The following is a 22453-nucleotide window of genomic DNA, read 5'->3' on the forward strand; positions in this document are numbered from 1 at the left end:
AAGAGGAGTTAGCGTGATAATTTTAGGTCTGGCAGGCGGTTTCGATCGGTTGTACGAATCGTTTTTCGATTTCGGCGCCGATTTGCTGCACGATGCCGCGGCGGTTATTGTTCGGGACGGTGAGGTCGTCGCCGGCATAGAGGAAGAGCGCTTAAACCGGATTAAACATACCAATAAAATCTGGCATTCCGCGGTCCGGTTTTGTTTGCAACAAGCCGATATTCGCTTAGAGGAGCTGGACCTAATCGCCGTTTACGTCAGCGAAGCTTTTCTGGACGAGTCGCTAAAGCAACTGCGATTGGTCAAAGCCGACATGGCCGCCGTCGAAGATGGGCGGGCTATGTATCAGTACTTGTTCAGGCGCGAGTTCGGCGTCGATCTACCGCGCGAGAAATTTAGTTTCGTCAACCACCATTTGGCTCATGCCGCGACGGCTTATTACATGTCGGGCTTCGAACAGAGCTTGGTGTTGACCATAGACGGTTCCGGCGACAATGTGTCGACAACCGTGGTCGACGTGCGGGCGAATACGTTTAACACCTTGATGACCAAACCGGTGCACGAATCCCTGGGTTTTTTCTACCTCGACGTCATCCGCTTTCTGGGATACAGAATTTTTGATGAATATAAAGTCATGGGATTGGCGCCTTACGGTGACGCCAACCGTTTCGCCGATCAGTTTTCCGGATTCTATACGCTATTGCCGAACGGCGATTACACCTTGCACCGCGAGAAAATCGTTGGCTTATACGAAGCCTTAATGCCGAGGCATGGCGATCAGCCGTTCGAGCAAATCCATAAAGATTTGGCCGCTGCCTTGCAACAAGCCTTGGAAACGATCGTCATGCATATGTTGAGTCATTTTCAGCAAACGACCGGACATAAGAGGCTGGCGTTGGCGGGCGGAGTCGGGCAAAACAGCAGTATGAACGGCAAGATTATGCAGTCCGGCTTGTTCGAAAAAGTGTTTGCGCCTTCCTTTGCCGCCGACTCCGGTTGCGCTTTCGGCGCGGCGATGTATGCGGCGCATTGCAGCCTGCCTGAGCTGCCGTTTAAACGCGTACCGCACGCTTATTGGGGTACGCCGACCTTGGCCGGGGACGATTTGTACCGAACCCTGGCTAAATGGCAAGCTTTCGCGACCATCGAAAAAATGACGGATCGCGCCGACCGGGTTAGCGACTTGATGATAGCGGGCAAAGTGGTCGGCTGGGTGCAAGGGCGTTCCGAGTTCGGTCCCAGGGCCTTGGGTAACCGCAGCATTATCGCCGACCCGCGTTTGGGTTCGCATAAGGAGACCATTAACGCAATGATTAAGATGCGCGAAAGTTATCGACCCTTCGCGCCGTCGGTGTTGGAAGAATATGTCGGCGATTTTTTCGACGTGCCGGGCGACGAGCGAGACTTTCCGTTCATGGCCTTCGTTTTGCCGGTCAAGTCGGCGCATAGAGATACCCTGGCGGCGATTACTCACGTTGACGGTAGCGCGAGGTTACAAACTGTCAGTAAAGTTCATAATCCAGAGTATTGGGAATTGATCGACGCTTTCAGGCAAAAAACCGGCATTGCGATGGTGCTCAATACCTCGTTCAATAACCATGCCGAACCGATCGTGGATAGTGCCGACGACGCTATGGTCTGCTACCTGACGTCAGGCTTGGATTATTTGGTCGTCGGCGATTGTTTGCTGACAAAAAAAGCCTGGGGCGAGACCGAACTGAAGAGTTTGATACCGGCCTTGCCCAAAGCGGCACGGTTGATTCAGGAAGATTGTTACCGGGATAACCTGCACCGGTCGCTACAAAGCTATATCGAATGGAATTACGGCGGTAGTTCGCGCCGGGTAATACCCAATGACCTCTATCGCGTATTGCAAGCGGCCGACGGCAAAATGCCGCTACAAACCTTGATGGCGCGAGCAAGTGTCGGTTCCGATAACGAATCGGCGCTTTACGAGGCCTTTCAGGAATTATGGTCATCGCGTTACATCGTTTTGACCCCCTCTGCTGTCGGTTAACGTTAGAGGAGCATCACCATGAACGAAGAGGCGCGGGTGCCACGGCAATCCTATTTTTTCCCATTGTCATTCGCGCAACAGCGCTTATGGCTTTTTCAACAGCTGCAGCCGGAAAGTACGGCTTACAACATTACCGGCGCGCTGCGGCTGACCGGCTCCTTGGATTGCTTGGCCTTGGAAGCCGCCTTGCGGCAAATCGTCGAACGGCATGAGATTTTGCGAACCACTTTTCGCACGGTAAACGGTGAGCCTAGTCAATGGGTGGAACCTGAGAGCGATTTGATATTGGAACAAAAGGTCGTAGCCGAAGCCGACATAGACCGGCAACTGCAAATTTGCCGCGAACTCGCCGCCGATTTGGCGGGCATGGTTTTCGATTTGGAAAAAGGGCCGCTGATTAAGTTGCAGCTGCTGACTCTTTCGGATAGCGAGCACGTGTTGCTGTCGGTCGTGCACCATATTATTTCCGACGGTTGGTCGATGGGCGTGTTTGTCGACGAAATGATGAAATTCTACAGCGCCCATCTGGAAAATCGACCGGTAGCCGATTTGCCGGCCTTGGACATTCAGTACGGCGATTACGCCATTTGGCAGCGGGAATGGTTTAGCGGCGACGTTAGGGAGCGGCAGTTGGCTTACTGGCAACGGCAGTTGGCCGGCATGCCGCCGTTGATTGCGTTGCCGAGCGATTATCCGCGGCCGCCGGTGCAGCGATTTCAAGGATCAACCCTGATGCTCGCGCTGTCTTCGCAAACGACGGCCGCGTTGAAAACCTTGGCTCATCGGGAAAACGCCACCATGAACATGGTGTTGTTAACCGTCTATTTCGTTTTGCTGCATCGCTATAGCCAGGAACAGGATCTGGTGGTCGGCACGCCGGTCGCCAACAGGAACCAACCCGAATTGGCGCCCTTAATCGGATTTTTCGTCAATACTTTAGTCCTGCGCGCCCGTATCGAGCCGCATTTAACGTTTCGCGAATTGCTGCATCACGTAAAAGCGCTGTTGTTGGCGGCTGTCGAGCATCAGGATTGCCCGTTCGAGCAAATCGTCGACCAACTGAGACCGGAGCGCGGTTTAAGTTATTCGCCGCTGATACAGACGCTGTTTAGCTATCAAAACGCGCCGGAGCAGGCATTTGAACTGCCAGGGGTCGTCATCGAGCAGTTGCAGTTGCGGCGGAGCAATGCGCAATTCGATTTGGCATTGATGGTGTCGGAAAATACCGACGATATCAGCTTGGAGTTCGGTTACAACACCGATTTATTCAAGCCGGAAACGATCGATGCCTTTGGACGGCACTTCATCAATTGTTGCGAGGCCGTTGCCGCTAATGCCGCCTTAAAACCGGGGAGCATTCCGTTGATGGCGGTCGGCGAATACCACGGTGTACTGGCGGCCTGGAATCGCGGCCGGAAGCCAGAGCTGAAAGACGGTAACGTTTTGCAAGTTATCGAACGGCAAATGGCCTTGCATCCCGACGCGACCGCCGTGGTCTGCGGCGACCAGCGCCTGAGCTACGGCGCATTGGGGCAACGCGCCTCGCATGTGGCTCGGCTCTTAGCCGACGCCGGCGTCGCGCCCGGCGACTTGGTCGGTCTGTGTGTGGAACGCAGCGTCGACATGTTGGTTGCGATGTTGGCGATCCTAAAGGCCGGAGCCGCTTATGTGCCGATAGATCCGAAATATCCCGAGCAACGGGTCCGATTGATGGTCGGCGCAGCGGGCATCAAGCATGTGTTATCGCAGCGGAGCTTATCGTTCGCTCTGGCTCATTTGAGCGATAACGGCACGTTGGCGCTGTTTTATATCGAAGATTTATTGGCGGCTAGTCCGGTCCGGCGCGAACTACCGGAAATCGCCGCCGAGCAATTGATCTATATGATCTTCACTTCCGGTTCGACCGGCGTTCCGAAAGGGGCGGGGGTGCAACACCGCAGTTTCGCCAACTTGGTGTTGAATTGGTATGTCGCCGATTTCGATTTGAGTCAAGCGACATCGACCTTGGTTTATACGTCGTTAAGCTTCGATTTAACCCAAAAAATTTCTTCGCGCCGCTCGTAGTGGGCGGCACTTTATATTTATATGAGACGCCGGAATACGATCCTTCCTTGATCGTTGAGTTAATCGATCGCTACCGAATCGGTTGGGTCAACGCGACGCCTAGTGCCTTCTACCCGCTCGCCGACATCGCGGCCGGCCAGCCGGGTTCGCTGGCGTCGTTGAAATATGTGTTTCTCGGCGGCGAGCCCATCGCCTTGGGGCGGATTCGACCTTGGTTGGAGTCTGTACAGCGGACGACAACCGTCGTCAATAGTTACGGGCCGACCGAATGCGCCGATGTGTGCTTGTTTTTCCCCATCGATCCCGTCGATCGCTATTGGCAAAAAACGGTACCGCTTGGCGAGGCGATCGGCAATGCACGCTTGTATGTCGTCGACGAAGCCTTGAATCCGCTGCCCTTCGGTCTGCCGGGGGAGCTTTGCGTGGGCGGAACTGGCGTTGGCGTGGGTTATTTGAACGATAAGGCGCGTACGGCGGAATATTTTTTGCCCGATCCTTTCGGCGAGCAGCCGGGGAGTCGCTTGTATAGGACCGGCGACCAGGTGAAGTTTACGTTGGCGGATGGTTTCGAATTTCTGGGTCGCAACGATCATCAGGTCAAGGTTCGGGGATTTCGGATCGATTTGGCGGAAATAGAATTGACTTTAAATACCTATCCCGCCGTGAAGGAGGCTGTAGTCACGGCCGTCAAGGGCGAACGTGAAGACGGTTATTTAACGGCGTATTTGGTCGTTGGCGATGACCGGCTTGACGCGGCGGAGATCAGGGATAATTTGGCGCAACGCTTGCCGCACTACATGGTGCCGCAGAAATGGCTGATGTTGGATAAATTGCCGCTGACGCCCAGCGGCAAAGTCGATCGCCGTGCCTTGCCCGATGTGGCCGACGACGGGATCGTCCGTGGGGCGTTGCTGGCGCCCGAAAACGAGATAGAGGAAAGTTTGTTACGCATCTGGAGAGAGGTTTTGCAAGTGCCGGAAATCGGCACCGAACAGAATTTCTTCGATTTGGGCGGCCATTCTTTGACGGCAACCCAGATCGTCAGCAGGATCAAACAAGAATTCGACTTGGAGTTACCGATGCGCGTGGTTTTCGAACATCCCAGCATTAAACGGCAAGCGGATTGGATACTCGCTTCCCAATTCGATGCGCTCGACGTCGAAGAGCAAGCGGACTTGCTCGGTGATTTGGCTCGATTGTCCGACGATCAAACGAGTTATTTGCTTTAGGGCGGTTTTGGTTTTATGACTGACTTGAAAGATAAACTCGCGCTATTAACCCCGGCCCAAAAAGCGCTGCTGTTCCAGAAGCTGTCGGCCAAGAATAAAGAGCAAGGCGCAAAGCCCGGGATTCCGCGCAGAGAGGAGGTGGAGCGGATACCCATGACTTCCGCCCAGCAGCGCTTGTGGTTTTTGCAGCGCTATAGCGGATCGGACAGCTTATACAATATCCCGGTATTTTTGCGTTTGCACGGGAGGCTAGCGCCCGAGAGCATGGAACAGGCATTGGCCTGCGTGATCGAGCGCCATGAAATATTACGGGCGAATTTCTATCAGAACGACCAGGGGTTTTTTATCGATATTAAACCGGTCGAGCCCTTTAAGCTGGACGTCGTCGATTTAACGAGCAGCGATCGACCGGAGCGGGACTTGCAAGCCGTGTTACAGGAGATGAGCGGTCGTGGATTCGATTTGGAGCACGAGGCCTTAATCCGCGTACGCTTGGTCAAATTGGCCGAGTGCGACTATGTGCTGGCCAGTTGCGTGCACCATTTGATTAGCGACGGCTGGTCGGCCAATGTGTTCATGCGCGATTTTGCCGCGTTTTATCGCGCCGGCCTCGGGCAGGAGCGCGCCGATTTACCGGCTCTGCCGATTCAGTTTGGCGATTACGCGCTTTGGCAGCAAAAAAACTTGAACTCCGATGCCGGTAAGCAGGCCGCGGCATTTTGGCAAGCGTATTTAAAGGATGTGCCTCATTTCTTGGATTTGCCCTGCGATTTTAAACGTCCGAAAACCGCCAACCATCAGGGCGGGTGTTATGAGTTTGCTATCGATGCCGATACCAGGGCCAGGGCATCGGACTTAGCCAAAAAACAGCAGGTGTCGGTTTTTGTGTTGCTGTTGAGTGCCTTTGCGGTGTTGCTGGCGAAATATTCCGGGCAGCGTCAGCTTTTGATCGGCACGCCGTTCGCCGGGCGGAATCAAAAAGAGCTGGAAGACTTGATCGGCTTGTTCGTCAATAGCTTACCGATTAAAGTTGAGTGCTCGAATAAGCAATCGTTTGTCGAAGTCTTGCAGCAAACCCGGCAGTCTTTTTTTGCCGCCGATAGCCATCAGGATCGGCCCTTCGAGAAAATCGTCGATGCCCTGCAACCGGAACGGAACGAAGCATACAGCCCGTTGTTCCAGGTCATGTTCACCTACGTCAACGAAACCGTCGCCAGCACGTCTTTAGCGGATTTATCGGTCGAGATGATTCCCGCGCCCAGAAACGCGGCGAAATTCGATTTAACCCTGTCGATACAAGAGCAAGGCCAGTCGTTCAATGGCTTGTTCGAATACGCGACAGCGTTGTTTCTGCCGGAAACCCTGGCACGGATGGCGAAATCATACTTGCGCATTATCGATGCCGTGGTTCTTCAGCCGGAGGTGTTGATCGAGGACATCAATTTATTGTCCGCCGAAGATTACCAGCGCATTATTTACGACTGGAACAATTGCGCCAGCGATTTTCCTCGCCGGCTTAATTTGGTTCAACATTTTCAAAAACAAGTTGAACAGCGGCCCGAACAGATCGCCTTGGTTCATGGACAGCGCCGCTTAACCTATCGCCAACTGGACGAGCGGGCCAATCGATTAGCCTCTCTTTTGTTCGAACAAGGGGTACGTCCAGGCGATTTGGTGGCATTGTATTTGGAGCGAGGCTGCGATTGCGTGGTCGGGATGCTCGCGGTTTTAAAGACAGGCGCGGCCTATTTACCGCTCGATACGGCTTATCCGCTGGAGCGACTGGCGGCGATGTACCGGCAAGCCGATTGCAAGGTTATTTTGAGCGAAAGCGCTTTGGAGGACAACGCGCAAGTCTTCGGCGACGCCAATTTATTGATAACGGACCGCTTGGACTTAACGGGCTACCCCTGTTTGAATCCTGCCGTTGGCGTGCCGGCCAATGCCTTGGCCTATGTGATGTTTACCTCGGGTTCCACCGGCGTGCCTAAAGGCATCGGCATTCAGCATTTGGCCATCGCCAGACTCGTTTTAAACAGCAATTATGTCGATTTGAAACCGACCGACCGAATCGCGCATGTCAGCAATACCGCGTTCGACGCGGCGACCTTTGAAATTTGGGGGGCGTTGCTGAACGGTGCCAGTCTGGAAATTGCCGACCGCGATACGAGTTTGTCTACCGACCGGTTTGTCGATTTTTTACGCCAAAGCCGGATTAGCGCGTTGTTTTTGACGACGGCGCTGTTTAATCAAATGGTGCAGCAGCGGGCCGATGCTTTTTTAGGCTTGCGGTATTTATTGTTCGGTGGCGAGTTGGTTGATCCCGAACAGGTCAAAAAAGTGTTGAAGCATGGCAAGCCCGAGCACTTTTTACACGTTTATGGGCCAACGGAAGGTACCAGTTTTTCTTCGTGGTATGAAATCGAAACGGTCGGCGACAACGCGCGAACCGTCGCTATCGGCTCGGCTTTGGCAAACACTCGTCTGTATGTATTGGATCAAGCGCTTAGGCCTGTACCCGAGGGGGTCGTTGGCGAACTTTACATCGCCGGCGAGGGTTTGTCTTGCGGCTATTTGAATCAAGCCGCGGAGACGGCGCTTAAATTCGTGCCGGATATTTTTTCCTGTCAACCTGGCGAGCGCATGTATCGCAGTGGCGATAGCGTCCGCTGGAATGCCGAGGGCATGATCGAGTTCGTCGGCCGCGCCGATCATCAGGTGAAGATCAGGGGTTTCCGTATCGAATTAGGCGATATCGAAACGGCGCTTAACGCGTATCCGCCTATCAAGCAGAGTCATATTCGGGTCAAAGAGATCGCCGGACAAGGGAAATGCCTGATTGCTTATTTCAGTGCTATATCTGGGCAGCAAATCGACGTTCGGGACCTTCGTCGCTATCTCGAGACGCAATTGCCGGCGTATATGCTGCCGGCGGCCTTGGTCGAGATGCCGGAACTGCCGCTGAATCCGAACGGCAAAGTCGACGATAAAGCCCTGCCCGAGCCGGACGCGGCGGATTATCAACAAGGGGTTTCGCAGGAGCCGCCGGCGACCGGCACCGAAATGGAGTTGGCGGCAATCTGGGAGGCTTTATTAGGGGTTCGGGCCAGTCGGGATAGCGACTTTTTCTCATTGGGTGGACATTCGCTGTTGGCCATGCAGTTGGCCAACCGTATTCTCAGCGAGTTTTCAGTCAAACTCGATGTCCGAACCTTATTTCAGCATTCGACCTTGCGACAACAGGCCGATGCAATCGATGCTAGCGAGCGGGAACACGGTTTTGAATTAGGCGTCGCGGCCGATGCCGACGATTATCCGCTGTCCTTTTCTCAGGAACGTTTGTATTTTTTACAGCAGTTATATCCCGAAAGCAGCGCTTATAACATGCTGATTGCGTTGAGCATCGGCGGCGCCTTGGATGTCGAGCGCTTGCAAGCTTGCTTTAATAGGATTATTCAGCGGCATCACAGCCTGAGCACCGTTTTCGTGCTGAAAAATGCTCGGCCGAGGCAAAAAATCTTGCCTGCCACCCCGTTACCCTTCCAAAGTCTGGACTGGTCTTCGGAGGATGGTGCAACGCAGCAGTCGAAATTGGAGCAATTGCTAGCGCAAGAAAGCCGACATGTGTTCCGTTTGGACCGTTTGCCGCTGATCCGTATTGCGCTGGTAAAAACCGGCGCGCAAAGCCATTGGTTGGTCGTTAATAACCACCACATCATATCCGACGGCTGGTCGCAAAGCGTATTCATGCAAGAGTGGCTGACTTTGTACCGGTCGGCGCTTGAGGCCGATTTGCCGGCTTTAGCGCTTCAATACAAGGATTACGCAGTCTGGCAACGACATAGGCTGGATTCCAGGCGCTTGGAGCAATTATTGGCTTATTGGAGGACTACCCTGGCGGATATGCCGCCGGCTTTGAGCTTGCCTAGCGATTTCCCGCGTCCCGCAATCCAAACGTTTCGCGCGCAAAGTGCGTCGTTTACGCTGGATGCGAAGCTGACGTCGGCGTTAAAGCAGCAGGCCGAACGGCAACACTGTTCGGTTTTTGTCTTGTTGTTGGCCGGTTTCAATCTATTTTTGGCGCGGTATTGCGGCCAATACGATTTCGGCATCGGTACGCCTGTTGCCAACCGTAGTCACCGGGCAACCGAAAATTTGATTGGTTTCTTCGCGAATACCGTGGTATTGCGGAATCGAATCCAGGGCAATCCATTATGGTCGGCGTTTTTAGCGCAAGTTAAGGCGACGGTGATCGACGCGTTTGCCCATCAAGAATTGCCGTTCGAAAAACTGGTCGAAGCGTTACAGCCTGAACGCGATCTTTCAAGCACGCCTTTGTTTCAAGTGATGTTTCTTTTTCATCATGGCGCGCGGCAAACACCTGAATTGAATGGCTTAACTATTGAGCCGCTGACTTTGGCCAGCAGAGACGTGAAGTTCGATTTGACCCTGGCAATGCACGAGAGTGGGAATAGCCTAATCGGCACTTTCGAATATAACGCCGATTTGTTCAAGGCCGATAAAGTGCAAGGATTGTGCGACGGACTGGCGTATTTGTTTGAGCAACTCCCAGGTGGACAGGACAAGCGGGTCGGCGATTTTTCACTGATTAACGAGGTGTTGTACAAGCAAGTTGTTGTCGATTGGAACCGAAATGTGATGCCTTTCGGTGCCGCCGCCGGTTTGTACGATTTATTCGCGCGGAGTGTCGCGAATGCCGCCGACCAAATCGCCTTGGTTCAGGGCGATGTTCAACTCAGTTATCAAGCTCTAAGCGATAGCGTCGATGCCTTGGCGAATGTGTTGCTGAGTCTCGGAGCCGGCCCGGAGGTGTTGATTGGGGTTTGTTTAAAGCGTTCGCCGCGTTTGATCGTTGCGATGTTGGCGATTCTTAAAAGCGGTTCGGCTTATGTGCCGTTGGATCCGGATTACCCCAGTGCCAGACTGGAGCATACGTTGGCCGATGCCAAGGTTTTGCTGTTATTGACCGAGTCGGATTTGGCCGAGGCTATTCCGGGACTCGCCGCAGCCTCGAAAATTCTGTTGGATCAAGCCTTGCCGGAGATCGGCGTTCAGGTCTTGCCCGAGCGAAGAGCCGAAAATCTGGCTTACGTGTTGTATACCTCGGGTTCGACCGGCAAACCCAAAGGCGTGGCGATTACCCATGCCAATGCCCTGGCCATGATCGCTTGGGCTAGAAGCGTTTATCGACCTGAACAATTGAGTCGAGTGTTGGCCGGTACCTCGATCTGTTTCGACTTATCGGTCTTCGAAATTTTCCTGACTCTCGCCAGTGGCGGAACCTTGGTTTTATTGCGTAACGTGCTCGAATTGGTGGAATGCCCGGAGTGTGTTCCGACCTTGATCAATACGGTGCCGTCCGCGGCGGAGGAACTGCTGAAAGCCGATGCGATACCCGATACGGTAACAACGGTTAATTTGGCTGGTGAGCCGTTGTCCGGGGAATTGGTCGATAGGCTATACGCGAAACCGCACATCAAGGAAGTGTACGACTTATACGGGCCTTCGGAAGATACGACGTATTCGACGTATTGCTTGCGCCAGGTGAATGCCCAACCCAGTATCGGGCGTCCAATCGGCAATAGCAGTGCCTATGTGCTGGATGCCTATATGCAGCCCGTAGCGCCGGGCGTGCCGGGCGAGCTGTTTTTGGGAGGCATGGGCTTGGCGCGTGGTTATCACGCCAGAGCGGCGCTGACTGCGGAAAAATTCGTTCCCAATCCTTTTAGCGCACAAGCGGGGGCAAGGCTATATAGGACGGGCGACTTGGTTAGCTACGACGACCAAGGCAGGCTAATTTATCACGGCCGTTTGGATCACCAAGTTAAGGTCAGAGGGTTTCGCATCGAGTTGGGCGAAGTTGAAGCGGTTTTAAAATCGGTGGCCGGCGTCGATGACTGCGTCGTCTTGACGGTCGGTGAAGCGGCTGCCAGCGACCGGAAATTGGTGGCTTATATTGCATCTGCCGCTGGACAAGTGCTGGAAACCCGCTTGCTGGATGTCGCCCGACGGCAATTGCCTCGGTTCATGGTGCCTTCGGCGATTGTCGTTTTGGAGCATCTGCCGCTGACGGCGAACGGGAAGATCGATAGGAAGGCCTTACCCGAACCGGAATTGGAGCGCTCCTTGTCCCCGGAGATGTCGCCTACCGGGTTCGTACAAAAGACGCTGGCGGCGATTTGGCGAGAGATTCTAGACATTGACCGGGAAGTCTCGGTCGATGAGGATTTTTTCGCGTTGGGTGGTCATTCATTGCTGGTCTTGGACTTGATGACTCAAATCAAGTCGGCCTTCGGTAAAGCGCTACCCCTAGCTACTATTTTTCAGGCCCCGACGATTTCGGCGTTAAGCCAGTTACTGAACGACAATGTGCTATCGCCGGAGTGGTCGCCCTTAGTTCCTTTAAAGCGCCAAGGGGAAAATCCGGCATTGTTTTGTTTTCATCCCGTCGGGGGACACGTCATTTGTTATAACGACTTGGCTAAGTCCTTGCCCGAAGACCTGCCGGTCTATGGGCTGCGAGCGCCGGGCATGGAGTCGGAGCAAGCGCTTATCACGCAATTGCCGGAATTGGCGTCTTATTACTTGCCATTTATTAAATCTGTTCAGTCGGAGGGACATTATCGGCTGTTAGGCTATTCTTTTGGTGGGCTTTTGGCGTATGAGGTCGCTCGGCAATTGGAGAAAAGCGGCGACAAGGTCGAATTCGTCGCTTTGCTGGATACCGCGCATCCGTCGTTGACGGCCGAAACGGCGCAAAACACCGACGATGCCGAACTATTGGTCGCGTTATTTCCCACATTGGGTTTCGAGAGCGAGCGATTGAGGCGGTTGCCGAGAGCGGAGCAATTGGCGCAAGTGTTTAGCCAAGCTAAGCAGGCGGGATTCGTTCCCAGGGCGATGGACAACGAAGCCATCGAACGTTATTTCAACGTTTGCCGATGTAATTTACAGATGGTTTATTTCCCGCCAAAGATCGAAGCGCCCGTGGTTTTGATCCGGGCCCGGGACGGTAGTCGGCGTGTCAGCGCTGATGATTATCTGGCTTGGGGACAAGTGGCAGGCTTGCAACTTCGTTTACGTTGGTTGCCGGGACAACATGAAAATATGATGGAGCCGCCGCACGTCGGGGACATCGCTCGCTTGATCAAAGAAATGTTAGAGCAATCCGAAGCCCATGAGGGAAGTGATGACTAATGCACCCAGTGCTGGCAAACCCATCGATCGTTTAAGCGTTGCCGAATTAAACCGGGAAGAATTCAATCGGAAATATCGAGTTCCCGGAAAACCGTTGGTTATCACGGACTTTTTGGCCGAAACCGTCGATTGGGATCTGGATTTTTTATGTAAGCATTTAGATGGACGGAAATTTCAAGTACGCGATTACGGATCGGGCCATTTTGATGCACCGAGAAGAGAATGGACGAAGTATTGTGACCATATTCAGATGACGATGGGCGATTTTGCCGCGCATTTACGCGATGGCAGTGCAAAATCCAGGAATTTGTATTTGGCGCAAAACCCTATCGGCGATAGCGAGGCCGTCAAAACGATTGCCGATGAAATGCGGTTTTTAACTGAAACCTTAGGATTCGAGCCGATTATTCCGGAGGCTTCGTTAAATTTGTGGTTAGGAGCTTCTGGCCATGTCGAACCGATGCATTTCGATCCCGGCGACGGTACGTTGATCATGATGCACGGCGAAAAACGAGTGGTTTTGTATCCGCCGAAACAAAGCAAGCATCTTTACCCATTTGGATTTTACGATGTTCTACCATTCTGGGTGAGTCAGGTGAATAGTCTAGCCCCCGATCTTGACGCCTATCCAGATTTTAGTAAGGCGGCCGCGGATCGGTTTGAGGTGGTACTAAGCCCCGGCCAGCTCTTGTTTATACCGACTCAATGGTGGCACGAGGTTATTGCGCAAGGTGAAGGTTATGTATGCTCCTGCAATCATTTTTGGAAAGTGAAGCCTTGGCGCCGCCGTTTCCAAACGATACGGGGCTTTGTAATCCAAGCGATGAATTTGTTTCCCTGGCGATGGGTGTTGCGTTTTAATCGGTTTATTTATCAATTTAAAAAAAGTTAACAACAAGATGACAGGAAAATTGGGCCTGTTTCGGCCTAAATTGTTGGAATTTATAAATATACAAAACCAAGAAAAAAATTTTTATTGGTTTCTTCCGCGTTAATATCGGGGATTATTAACGCTTTGACGTTGGTGATCTTGAATGCCGCGGCAAAAGACTTTGATAAGCCGGATTTGGACGAACGCTTATTCATTTTATTTGTGTTGTCGGTGGCTTTATATTTTGTCTCTAAGCGTTATGTGACGCATAGGATCACCGAGTTAGTACAGGGTGGAATTTTTGATTATAGAACACGCGTACTGTATTTGCTGCGAGGAATAAAGCTTCTGTCTTATGAGTCCATAGGCAAGTCGCAGATTCTTTCCTTGTTATCGGAAAAGACCGAGTTGATTTCCCAAGCGGCGCATCGGCTTGCCGAAGGTGTTCCAGCTACTGTGATGTTGATTTGCTCTTTCATTTATATGGCGACGATTTCGAAGATGGCGTTGATGATGGCCTTGGTCTGTATCGCCGGCGCCATGATAAGTATTTATGTCCTCGTTCAATCGATCAGCGTTTCGATGCAACAAGCCATGGAAAAAGACAATGAATATTTTGCTTATATGCAACATGTGTTGGACGGTTTTAAGGAGCTGAAGATCAACCGGGAAAAGACGGATGACTTATATGGCAATTATATGAGGCAGGTTTCGGAAGAAGCTTGGCGGAATAATGTGTCGACCGACATTAGTAATGTCAATTTGCAACTTTATGCGCAGTTATATTTTTATATTTTAATGGCATCGGTTGTGTTTTTATTGCCGCAGTTAAGTAGTTTAACGGCCGATAAAATTATGTCGATCACTACGATTATATTTTTTATCATGGGGCCCATCGTCGTCATTATCGATATGGTTCCTAGCATGGCTAGAGCGAATGTGGCGATCGATTTTTTGCATCAATTGGAGTCGCAATTGAATGTCGCGCAGGAAAGTGTTTCAAGTGGACAACGCGCGTTTGTTTCTCCGGATTATTTTAATCGGATTTCCATCAGTCAACTATATTTTAGTTATCCGAACACAGACCAGGGGCGGCCGTTTTCGGTAGGCCCCTTCAGTTTGAACTTGAACAGAGGCGAGCTTGTTTTTATTCGTGGCGGTAACGGTAGCGGAAAATCGACTATTCTTAAGCTGGTGACGGGCTTATACGAGCCGAGTTCAGGCGCGATCATCGTAGACAATAAGACCATAGGAAATGACTTATTGATTGATTATAGAAGCCTTTTTTCGATTATTTTCACCGACTTTCATTTATTCGATCGATTTTACGGGCAGCAAAATGTTGATGTCGAAATGGTCAACGAATATTTGATTCTAATGGGTTTGGAGAAGAAAACCGGCTTTAAGAATGGCAGGTTCACCAATATTAATTTATCGACCGGGCAGAAAAAACGTTTGGCCTTGGTAATTGCTCTCTTGGAAGATAAAGCTATTTATGTGTTCGATGAAGTAGCTGCTGACCAAGACCCAGAGTTTCGTCAGTTTTTTTATGATGTTATTTTGCAAAAGTTGAAGGAAAAACAAAAGACCGTGATTGTTGTTACTCACGACGAAAAATATTTTACCCATTGTGACCGCTTATTGGTTGTCGACATGGGGCAGCTGAGGGAAGAAGAAAACGTTAATACATAAGCTCCACTGGCTTTTGGGTTAATAAAATAATACACATTCACTTAGAGTTGATAGCTCTATACATAAATTTACGGCCGTGCCGAAGAGTGAAAAATTTATACAGAGGAGGCATAAGTTGAAGATAATAAATAGAAAAAAGTCGGGTTATTTGGTTTCGTTACTTGCAATATCGCTCGCTACGTCCGGATGTGGCGGCGCGGCTTTGAAAAGCGAATTCCGGGACGTTTCGGAAAATCATGCGTCGTTGTCCGACGAGCAAATGTTGCTAAACTTGGCGCGTAGAGCGAATTCCGTTCCGTCACATTTTCTACAGATGTCGGGCGTCAACGCGTCGTTTTCCTTTGGAGCAACTGTCGGTACGCAGACAACCCACACCAATACATCGATGCCGTTGGTTGCCGCGCTGGCATCGTTGGCTACTCTCGCTACTAAGGTATTTAGTTTTACAGGTACCGTGGGCTTAAGCGCGACTGAATCGCCGACCTTCTCCTTCGCGCCGTTGAGCGGTGCTTCGTTTGCCAAAACCGCGTATACACCGGTCGATAGTAGGATTTTTTTCGAACAATTAAGGCAAGGTGTACCGGTTAATCAACTAATGCGTATTTTGGTTGTCTCAATTGTTCTCGATTATCCGTCAGGAAAAAGATTGGTTTTAAACAATATCGCTGATCAGGACCAACCCAAGAATTTTCGAAATTTTTTACGCTTGGCGGGTCTTGCTAGACAAATGCAGTTGCAGCAAGTCCTAAGAATCGATACTGAAAATGGCCAAAATGTGTTGACTATTCCACCCGAGGCCTTGCCGTTATTAGAAAAATTGTACTCTTCGCACGAGTACGGTTTTTGGGAAGACAGTCCGTTTGTGCTTGGAGTAAGCGACGGTATTCCTAAGGTTTCTTTTGTCATGCGCTCATTCGACGGTGTTTTAGGGGCGTTGGGACTGGCGCAAAAACATTTTGAGCGTTGGTTGGCATCCGGTCAAAACTTGCAGGATGTTCCGGAAACCGAGCGCAGGCCAATTTTGACTCTGCAATGGTCTGAAGGTGCGCAATTAGTGGACTCAGGTTTGGAAGTAGAATATAACGGAAACCAATATAAGATAGCGGATCTCAACGATGGGGGGTACGTTACCTGGAACAGGGATTCGTTTAGAGTGTTAAATGACTTATTCACGATCGTTTCGTTGGATCCTAAAGATATGCCGGTTCAACAACTGATAAAGGTATACTAGGGTCAATACATCGCAATCGATATAACACCGAATTTATTGAGTTGTTTCTAAAGTATGGAGGTTATATTTTAAATTCTCTCTCTAATGGAGGATATCAATATTTGGTAGTAACGATTGGCAATATCTGGAGCATGGTTTTTATTCCATCTTTTGCATTTTAAAGAATGGAAAATGCTGATGGTGTTTTAGAAGTGGCTGTTTCTGAAGGAGGTTTGATATTGATAGTTTGAATAAAAGTGTTAAGCAATTGGTATTGGGTTGCTTATTGTAGAGGAGTCGTGGCAATGTTCGGTTGCATTCTGTTATGCGTACACCGCCTTTTGTCATGAATTGTAATATTTCGTCTTGCTGGCTATCGATGTATCGATTTGTTGAATAGCAGTGAGGTTTGATTTTTCGCAAATTACCGAGGTGTGATGTAATGACTGACTTAGTAAAAACTGATAATGCAATAGATGCTGCTCATGATTTGGTAAAGAAAAGCATGTATGCTTCGATGGCTGCTGGTTTAGTGCCAGTGCCTATTTTTGATTTTTTGGCGGTATCCGGTATACAACTGGAGATGCTGAGAAGATTAAGCCATCTTTATGGCGTGACTTTTATGGAGGGTAAGGGCAAAAATGCTTTGGCCGCTTTAATAGGTGGTAGCTTTCCGACTTCGGTAACGCCACTGGTCATGAGTTTATTTAAATCGATACCAGTTGTCGGTTCAACGGTCGGTGCGGTGAGTTTGCCGCTGATTGCCGGTGCCTCGACTTATGCGGTTGGTAAAGTCTTTATTCAACATTTCGAATCGGGCGGTACTTTTCTGACATTCGATCCAGAACAAGTTAGAGCCTACTATTCCGAAAAATTTAAAGAGGGTAAAGCCGTGGCGGCATCCTCTGACGCTAAAAAAGTAACTGCCTGATCTTTTGAGAATTAAATATATAACGATGAGCGGGTCGCGGTTAGTTATCAACGACTGACCGCGATTGGCTCATTTTTAATTTCCTTTGAGGCATGAGCTTCATATTTTACTCTGAGCTCAATTTAAACGATGAAGCGCTTTCTACCTGCCGTAATCACCTCTACGATTATTGTTTTATTAGTCGTTGCGTATTTTTATCAGACGATGTTTATTACTATCAAGGCGGGTGAGGCGGGCGTTCTATATAAGAGGTTCGCTGGCGGTACCGTTACCGATAGAGTGTATAAGGAAGGGTTCCACATAATTTTCCCTTGGAACTCTATGGCGATTTACAACACTAGGGTTCAGCAACAAGGGCACTCACTCTCGGTGCTTACTCAAGAAGGATTAAGAATTGAGCTTATAGTTTCGATACGCTACTACCCGGAGCGTGATTCGGTCGGTATATTGCATCAAAAAATTGGACCGGATTACCTGGAAAAAATTGTTATACCGGAAGTTGATCATACGCTTCGGGTACATGCCGGTAAAACCTCTGTTAGTGATATTTATACGACCAAAGGGGAAAGTCTGCATAACATTATCGTTCAAGCGGCGTCCGAAGTAGAAAAAAATTACATTTATATTCAGGATGTTGTTTTACAGCAAGTAATCTTACCCAAACAAGTCGAGGATGCAATTGAGGCAAAGATCGAGCAGAAGCAATTATCCGAGGCCTATCAATATAAGTTGGCGAGAGAAACGCAGGAGGCGGAAAGAAAGAAAATCGAGGCGGATGGGATATATAACTACAATACTCGAATCAGTCAATCTTTGAATAATGACGTTTTGAAATGGAAGGGTATAGAGGCGACGCGTGCATTAGCTGAATCGAATAATGCGAAAACTGTCATTATTGGTAATGGCGGTAATCAATTGCCTATTATCATTGGTGGTGAGTCCGGGCAATAAAGATGCGCATACAGGTTAGTATACTTAGAAATATAAAGGCAACTTTACGGACCATTTTTCACGTTGCATTATTTTTCGGTATTTCTTTTGGAATTTACAGAGGCTTTTTTTCGTACACATTAACCTACGACTATTCGTTGAATACGCGTTCGGACATTGCTAATCAAGGGGATGGCGAGATTCATGTCGCAGCGGTTTGGCTGGACAGCGATAGAGCTTTTATGGATGGCGTTAACCTTGCCGTAAAGGAAGTAAATGAACAAGGGCTTGTGCTTAAATTGGATGATAAAAAGGTTAAGGCTAAATTGGTTATTCACGAGTATGACGATACGACTGATGATAGTGCGCAGGACTCGAGGTTAAGCATCGCGGAGGATCATAAAATTGTCGCGGTCGTAGGGCATTCTTCTTCGGCATCCGCAATACCAGCCTCGATTACTTACGAATATAACGGTATTTTATTCATTTCTACGGCAGCCACTGCTGATTTGTTGACGGAGCATAACTTTATATATACCTTTAGCATTATTCCAACCGAGGAGTTTTTTGTTGGTAAATTAATTAAGTTTTCTAAGGAAAGAAACTGGAATAAGCTTTTGCTGGTATTTTCTAGGAATTTGTATGGTTTAAATTTGTATCAGCGTTTTTCCGCCCAAGTTGAGCCTCCGCTGGAAATCGTAGCCGCTCGATCATTTTTCGTGGAGCAATCCGATTATAAAGGAATGATTTACGATTTGATGAATAAGGATTTTGACGCGGTTGTGATGGCGGCTGCGGAAGAGCATGCGGCTAAAATGATTGAGCAATTGCGTGAAATGGGGGTTAATAAGCCGATTATTGGAGGGGACGGTCTGGATATCCTAAAAATATGGGATTGGTCTAACCAAACTGCGAATCAAACCTATGTAGCATCGATTTTTTCGGGAAAAAATGAATTTAACGAAAAATTCAAGAGCACATATGGCGTAGAGGGTAGCTATAGCGCTTATCAGGGCTACGAGGCGATACGGGTTTTAGCCGATGCTATTCAAAAGACCGGGAGCAGCAACCCTATTCAAGTGGCTTCAACGTTGAAATATGGTTACGCGCAAGGTTACGGCGGATATTTTTTTGACAAAAATGGCTTGGCTAGCAATAAAGAAATATATATCAAGCAGATAGTTGATGGGCGTTTTGTCCTGGTCGAATAGAGGGGTTTATGGTAATCGTAATTTCGCTAGTTTATGTGCTTGTCAGCTGGTTTATCGCGTTTTTGGGGAGAAATAAAAAGTTTGGCTTTTGGGGGTATTTATTCGGTTCTTTGCTGTTCACCCCATTCATCGGAATAATTTTATTATGCGCTTCGGATGTCGTGAAGGATAAGTAATCAATATCTAACTGTTACACATTTATTCATCCTCGGTTATGGCATTGCTTAAATAGGTCAATAGCGGTTTATGTACAACACGGGAAATACAGTTTTAAATGATGACGGTGTTTTCTCGGCATGCATGGAGCGCCAAGCGCTCTGCGGATACGCCTGCTGTAAATTCCGCGGTGGTAATTGGATTATGCTGTTGCCTGGTGAATATGAGTTGGCTGGCGAAGTAGATCTGAAAACCGATCATTTGGCTTTTCAAGACAATCTTCACGCTATATGTTCAAAGCCTTGTAAAAACGGGGATTTTAAGCCTATGGACTGTTCTTGGTACCCGCTTTTTCCGGCAAATGAAACAGCGACAAAGTTTTTAGTTGCCGATCATCGGAAGTGCCCAATTCCCAATAAATATTTAATCGATAAAATGCGTTCGGTACAGACAGCCGCGTTAGCGTGGGAAAAGCGTTTTCCAGGTACCTTAAAGCGAATTGTCGCGTTAAGTCGCGATTTCGTTGGTTATAAACCGTTTCCATATAAATTCGACAATCAGGCTGTATTGGAAATGTCGCCGGAAGAGTTATTGGAAATTACGCTGCCCACCGAGTTTTCCGTAGATTATGTTTGCATGGAATGGACGAGCAATCAAGCTGGTTATACGGCAACAAGCACGCCTGAAGATGAAGATTAATTCATTTTTAAACCAAAACCCATGGCGGCGGATTTTTTCATTACTATTTCGCTGACGGCGTCTTCGGCAAGCGCGGAATATTCTGTGTATCAAGGAGAATATGGCTTTCTTTCCGGCAGAATGCAAGTTCAAATGGCGGCCTTGGGGGAAATTAACGAACGCTCCGGAGACCCTGGCGCGGATAAGTTAAGTAATATTTATTGGGAACATACTTTCGAGCCGGAAATACGCGGGGGGCTGAATCTGGGCGAGGGCAGTCAGCTATACAGCGATTTTAGTATGATTTATAGCGCGATGCTTGGACACGATCCTTCTGGTATTACTTTTAGGGGGCACCCACATTCCTCTAGAGATGATTATGCCCCTTACCCGGACTTTAAAGAATGGATGATGGCGGAACAAATGCATATCGGCTGGAAGTCCGGCAAATTATTTGAAGCATTGGGACAGGACGCGATTGACTTTTCAGCCGGGTCTCAAGATTACAAGTTGGGAACCGGCTTGTTATTGGCAAACGGTACCGACGATGGTGGTTTTCGAGGTTCTTATTGGATCGGTTCGAGAACGGTCTTTGTCAATACACTGATTGCCCGCATTAACTTCAAAGGCCTGAAATTCGAAGGCTTTTATTTGGAAAACAATCCCAGAAATCCGGAGAATCGGAAGAGATATACAGGGATGAATATGGAATATAATTATAAGGATATTGTTAATGTCGGATTCAGCTATATTAACGATGATCATTATGGTGGCAGTTTGACTGCTGTCACCGATGCATACGACTTTCGGTTGGACTTTAAGCCATTGCCGCATGAATTGCCTGGTTTATCGATTAGCACTGAATATGTTTATCAGCTAAACAATAAGTTAACCGACGTTGATCCGAATAATCCGACTCTTTATTGGTACGGGGATATGGGTGAAAAATCCATTTCCGGCGGTTTTGGTCAAATTGAATACCGTTTTTCAGAAACTCCTTGGCAGCCGACGCTAAGTTATCGCTATGCTTACATGCAAAGAGGTTTTGACTTCATGAATTTCGGGTTTAAAACTTGGGGCACTTGGTTTCAAGGTGAAATTAATGGCGAGTTTATATTTGATAATACCGATCTTATCACTAATGCTACGAGATTGGTGTTGTCGCCGACTGAAAGCGTTACCGTTAATTTAATTTATTTGAATTACCAGCTGGACGATCCGGCGGTATGGAGTGTCAGTTCATCCGACTACGGTAATGAAGTTGATTTAGTCGCTGATTGGGCCGTAAGCGACGCTGTAGATATTGCCGCGGGCATCGAAACATTTATCCCAAACAAAGGCGGGAAGCAGGTATTTGGCGGTGGCAATGAAATGTGGATTCAAACTATGGTTTATGCGTCATTTAAATTTTAAATTGTTTTTGTCGCTGTTTTTTATGATTTTTGGAGCGGTTGCCGACGATTCCAGCTTAATGCCTTCCGACATTATGCGTATCAAACAGCGCGGCGAATTAATCGTTGCGATGTATTACGATGACGTGCCTCTGTTTTGCGAGAGGGCGAGCAACCAACAACTTAAAGGGATTGATATTGAAATCGCACAAGATATCGCGGAAAAATTGAATGTAAAGCTGGTTTTAAACAGAGAAGCCAGGACTTTTGACGAGGTCGCTCAAATTATCGCCCAAGGAAAAGCGGATGTCGGAATTAGCTCGTTAAGCGATACTTTGGATAGAGCGATGATGGTGCGCTTTACCGTTCCCTATTGGTCGCTGAGACAAGCGCTGCTGATTAACCGCTTGAAGTTATCCGCATTTAAGGATCATCCGGACTTTAATCAAATCGAGCGATTATTAAATCAAAACGGTATCCAAATTGGTGTTTTAAAAGGCAGTTCTTATGTGGACTTTGCCGCTAAAATATTTCCGCTGGCTGGGGTTGTTAGTTACGACAGTGTGGCCGAAGGAATAGAAAACACCAAGAAAGCAAAAGTGCTGGCTTTTCTTTATGACGAAGTAGAGGTTATGAATTGGAGCAAGCAGCATCCTGAAGATAGTTTGTTTTTGAAGTCGGAGTTTATCAAGAAAAGCGAAGATACTTTGGCGATGGCGGTAAACTGGCGGGATACTCACTTGTTGGCATGGCTCAATTTATACATCCAACACGCCAAAAATAATTTTATATCGGAATTGAATGCGAAATATTCGAACATTCAGTAGTTTGATATTTTTATATCTATTGGCTGTT

General features: G+C 48.8%; 13 protein-coding genes. All 13 read left to right on the forward strand.

The features are described from left to right. The first annotated feature begins 13 nt into the window (after nucleotides 1-13). The gene (locus tag ACP4CD_RS20580) at nucleotides 14-2017 is read left to right on the forward strand and encodes a carbamoyltransferase family protein (protein ID WP_426992386.1); all 2004 of its coding nucleotides are present in this window, start codon (nucleotides 14-16) and stop codon (nucleotides 2015-2017) included. An 18-nt stretch (nucleotides 2018-2035) separates the two neighbouring features. After that, entirely contained in the window at nucleotides 2036-4081 is a 2046-nt protein-coding gene (locus ACP4CD_RS20585; protein WP_426992387.1) for a non-ribosomal peptide synthetase, read from the forward strand. After that, complete coding sequence (locus ACP4CD_RS20590; RefSeq protein WP_426992389.1) at nucleotides 4081-5310, forward strand: non-ribosomal peptide synthetase; 1230 nt, start codon at nucleotides 4081-4083, stop codon at nucleotides 5308-5310. Before ACP4CD_RS20585 ends, ACP4CD_RS20590 begins: the two co-directional genes overlap by 1 nt. Nucleotides 5311-5325: 15 nt before the next feature. Then, entirely contained in the window at nucleotides 5326-12528 is a 7203-nt protein-coding gene (locus ACP4CD_RS20595; protein WP_426992390.1) for an amino acid adenylation domain-containing protein, read from the forward strand. After that, on the forward strand, nucleotides 12521-13420 hold the full coding sequence (locus tag ACP4CD_RS20600; RefSeq protein ID WP_064031415.1) for a cupin-like domain-containing protein: 900 nt from the start codon (nucleotides 12521-12523) through the stop codon (nucleotides 13418-13420). The genes ACP4CD_RS20595 and ACP4CD_RS20600 overlap by 8 nt, the downstream gene beginning before the upstream one ends. Before the next feature lie 132 nt (nucleotides 13421-13552). Then, the gene (locus tag ACP4CD_RS20605; protein WP_426994717.1) at nucleotides 13553-15091 is read left to right on the forward strand and encodes an ATP-binding cassette domain-containing protein; all 1539 of its coding nucleotides are present in this window, start codon (nucleotides 13553-13555) and stop codon (nucleotides 15089-15091) included. A gap of 115 nt (nucleotides 15092-15206) precedes the next feature. Then, nucleotides 15207-16322, forward strand: coding sequence for a hypothetical protein (locus ACP4CD_RS20610; RefSeq protein WP_139306187.1), 1116 nt, complete (start codon nucleotides 15207-15209; stop codon nucleotides 16320-16322). A gap of 421 nt (nucleotides 16323-16743) precedes the next feature. Then, a complete protein-coding gene (locus tag ACP4CD_RS20615) occupies nucleotides 16744-17232 on the forward strand; it encodes a YcjF family protein (RefSeq protein ID WP_064031418.1) in 489 nt (162 codons plus the stop codon). Nucleotides 17233-17361: 129 nt separating this feature from the next. Then, entirely contained in the window at nucleotides 17362-18183 is an 822-nt protein-coding gene (locus tag ACP4CD_RS20620; protein ID WP_064031419.1) for a prohibitin family protein, read from the forward strand. A gap of 137 nt (nucleotides 18184-18320) precedes the next feature. Beyond that, entirely contained in the window at nucleotides 18321-19373 is a 1053-nt protein-coding gene (locus ACP4CD_RS20625) for an ABC transporter substrate-binding protein (RefSeq protein WP_175463674.1), read from the forward strand. 246 nt (nucleotides 19374-19619) lie between these two features. Continuing rightward, nucleotides 19620-20228, forward strand: a complete 609-nt coding sequence (locus ACP4CD_RS20630) for a hypothetical protein (RefSeq protein ID WP_281021412.1) — start codon at nucleotides 19620-19622, stop codon at nucleotides 20226-20228. Nucleotides 20229-20249: 21 nt separating this feature from the next. After that, nucleotides 20250-21620, forward strand: a complete 1371-nt coding sequence (locus ACP4CD_RS20635; RefSeq protein ID WP_426992392.1) for a hypothetical protein — start codon at nucleotides 20250-20252, stop codon at nucleotides 21618-21620. Then, on the forward strand, nucleotides 21601-22425 hold the full coding sequence (locus ACP4CD_RS20640) for a substrate-binding periplasmic protein (RefSeq protein WP_426992393.1): 825 nt from the start codon (nucleotides 21601-21603) through the stop codon (nucleotides 22423-22425). Before ACP4CD_RS20635 ends, ACP4CD_RS20640 begins: the two co-directional genes overlap by 20 nt. Nucleotides 22426-22453 lie beyond the last annotated feature (28 nt).

It is taken from the genome of Methylomonas stagni (assembly GCF_050154735.1).
GTDB lineage: Bacteria > Pseudomonadota > Gammaproteobacteria > Methylococcales > Methylomonadaceae > Methylomonas > Methylomonas koyamae_A.